The organism is Bartonella sp. CL71SXKL (assembly GCF_042194935.1).
GTDB lineage: Bacteria > Pseudomonadota > Alphaproteobacteria > Rhizobiales > Rhizobiaceae > Bartonella.
On record NZ_JBHINI010000048.1, the window covers coordinates 1 to 2,902 of the forward strand.

General features: G+C 37.7%; 4 protein-coding genes and 1 pseudogene. All 5 read left to right on the forward strand.

All coding sequences use genetic code 11. The features are described 5' to 3' along the window. The first annotated feature begins 67 nt into the window (after positions 1-67). Positions 68-895, forward strand: a complete 828-nt coding sequence (bet, locus tag ACFILA_RS09200; protein WP_375661085.1) for a phage recombination protein Bet — start codon at positions 68-70, stop codon at positions 893-895. A gap of 1 nt (position 896) precedes the next feature. Continuing rightward, a complete protein-coding gene (locus tag ACFILA_RS09205) occupies positions 897-1,520 on the forward strand; it encodes a lambda exonuclease family protein (protein ID WP_375661086.1) in 624 nt (207 codons plus the stop codon). Positions 1,521-1,589: 69 nt separating this feature from the next. Next, positions 1,590-2,078 carry a DUF488 family protein gene (locus ACFILA_RS09210; RefSeq protein WP_375627091.1) on the forward strand — a complete coding sequence of 163 codons (489 nt, stop codon included), beginning with the start codon at positions 1,590-1,592 and terminating at the stop codon, positions 2,076-2,078. A 141-nt stretch (positions 2,079-2,219) separates the two neighbouring features. Next, a complete protein-coding gene (locus ACFILA_RS09215) occupies positions 2,220-2,438 on the forward strand; it encodes a hypothetical protein (protein ID WP_273791657.1) in 219 nt (72 codons plus the stop codon). Between the two features lie 6 nt (positions 2,439-2,444). Further along, positions 2,445-2,902: pseudogene (locus ACFILA_RS09220) on the forward strand (integrase); the annotation flags it as partial.

The window sequence follows — 2,902 nt, forward strand, 5'->3', positions numbered from 1 at the left end:
AACCAGCCTTTTAACACAAGCGTGATTCACGCCACGGGGGAATTGCGCGCAAATCAAGGAAACCAACATGACAAATTCTACTTTTTTAAAAGAAATGGCAGAAAAATATGGATTTTCTGCTGAAGAATTTCGAACCACAATCATAAAAACTTGTATTGGAGATAAAAATGCTAATGTCATCACTGATGCAGAATTTGCCGTTTTTCTTTTTGTTGCCAATACTTATGGACTTAACCCTTTAACAAAAGAAATCTATGCATTCCCTAAAAAAGGCGGCGGCATCATACCCGTTGTTTCTATCGACGGTTGGATAAAGATCATCAAATCAAATCCTGACTTTGATGGCATGACCTTTCAAGATCAACTCAATGAAGATGGGAATATCATTGCTATCAAATGTGCTATTCGTCTCAAAGGAATTAAAGACCCTATCGAAGTCACCGAATATCTCAAAGAATGCGAACAAGACAAAAGTGAACCTTGGAAAAAATACCCCGCACGTATGTTGCGCCATAAAGCTACTATACAGTGTGCTCGCTATGCTTTCGGGCTTTCCGGTATTTATGAAGAAGATGAAGCAAAACGTATCAATGAAACAAACCATAACGTACAAACGAAGTTAGTTTCTTATGATGTGCTTACGCAAATCAAACAATTAATAAACATCACTCAAACAGAAGAAGAAAAAGTGCTTGATTATGCACAAGTCGATAGGCTTGAAGATCTTCCTGATGAAGTAGCACAAAGGATTTTGGATATTTTGCAAAAGAGACAGCATGAAAAAGAACAATCTTTCCTACAACAAAAGCAAATAGAAGCGCCTATACAAGATGCCGAATATATTCACGTCCAAGATATAGAATATGTACCACAAGAACAAAGAATGGCGGTGTGATATGGAACAAAGAACAGCAGAATGGTTTCAAGCGCGCTTGGGTAAAGTCACCGCATCAAACATTTACAGCGTACTCAGTAAAACTACAAAAGGATTGCCTACGAGCAAATATGAAGACTACAAAATCAAACTCATAACAGAACGTTTAACAAGAGAAACAAGCCCCTATTATGAAACTGAAGATATGAGATGGGGTATTGAGCATGAAGATGATGCCTTGAGAGAATATGGCTTCATTTATGATGCCGATATAACAAAATGCGGCTTTATCCAACACCCCACAATAGAAATGGCGGGGGCTAGCCCCGATGGTCTCATTGGAGAAGACGGTTTAATCGAAGTCAAATGCCCGAGATCAGTAACACATATGCGCTTTTGTATAGGTGACGAAATCAAACCAGAATATCACGCACAAATGCAATTCCAAATGGCTTGTACAGAACGAAAATGGTGTGATTTCGTAAGCTATGACCCACGTTTTACGGGGGAATTCTTTCACTTACGCATGAAAGTCAAGCGTATTCTCCGTGATGATCAACAAATTGAACAGATCAATCAAGCTGTTGAAACCTTTTTAGCAGAGATAGAACGAGAGATACAACAACTCTCAACAAAAGCTGCTTAACCTTATGGGGGTGTTTTGTTCCCCGCATATCTACGAGCACCCCCACCCTTTCACATAAGGAAATTAAACGTGTGTAACATCGAACATATTATCATACAGCCTGCTAAAGATGAGGAATTTTGTTTTTTTACCATTGGCTATGAAGGTAGGTCCCTTGAGAATTATCTTAGTTGTCTCATAGAAAACAATATCAAAACTTTATGTGATGTTCGTAAAAATCCAATAAGTAGAAAACACGGATTTTCAAAAAGACAATTAGAGCAAGCTGTAAGCAACATTGATATTGAATATATGCATATGCCTGAACTTGGAATTGCCTCTGAAAAACGAAGAAATTTGAAAACACAAAAAGATTATGACCGCCTTTTTAAAAATTATCGAAATACAACTCTCAAGAATAATTCTTGTGCAATAAACAAATTATATCAAATGTTTTTAAACAAAAAGCGCGTTGCAATCACCTGTTTTGAAGCCAATGTATGCATGTGTCATAGAGGACAACTCGCATTAGCTCTTACTCAATTGCCTGATTGGAAATATGAAATTAAGCACATCTAAAAAATAAACTTACAGATTTTTTACATATGGAGGTGTTTCTCTTCACAAATGCCTCCTAGCACCCCCACCCTTCTTAACACTTTCAAGTAATGCGTGATTCACGCCACACGTGAATTGCATCTCAATGTAAGGAGAAAAGATATGGCGCCTCGTCCAGCTGCTATAACGCAACCAGCCATTGCACGCGCTTTAAGAGAAGCTAAAAAACAAGGTTGTGAACTCGTAGAAATCAAACCTACTGGTGAACTGCTTATCTATCTTAAATCCGATATTCCACTACCAAATTCAGTTAACCACCCAGACAAACTTTTAGATTTGTCAAAGAATGAATATTACGAAACCGCACTCTCTAAGATGTAAAATACCATGCCAAAACCACGTCCTCCTCATCTCGTTAAACAAATTACTCAACATGGCAAAATTGTATGGTATGTACGTATTGGTCATGGCAAACGCATTAGAATACGCGGTACCTATGGAACGCAAGAGTTTGTTGATAACTACAAAAGCGCACTTGCCGAGTTACAAGGGCTTATACTTCCTAAATCCAAAACCGGTAAACTTGTTGAAGGTTCATTTGCATGGCTGCTTAAACAATACTTTAACAGCTCTAATTGGCATAGTTACACTAAAGCTACAAAAAAACAAAAAGAACTCATCCTTATGAAGGTATGTAATACTATAGGAAACATTCCATACCAAGCAATTGAAAAGAAGCATATTATAGCCGGTGTTGAACGGCGTAAAGAAACACCAGCAATGGCTAGAAACTTTCTGAAAGCCCTTAATGGACTTTTTAATTGGGCAATTGATCAAGGTCTTTT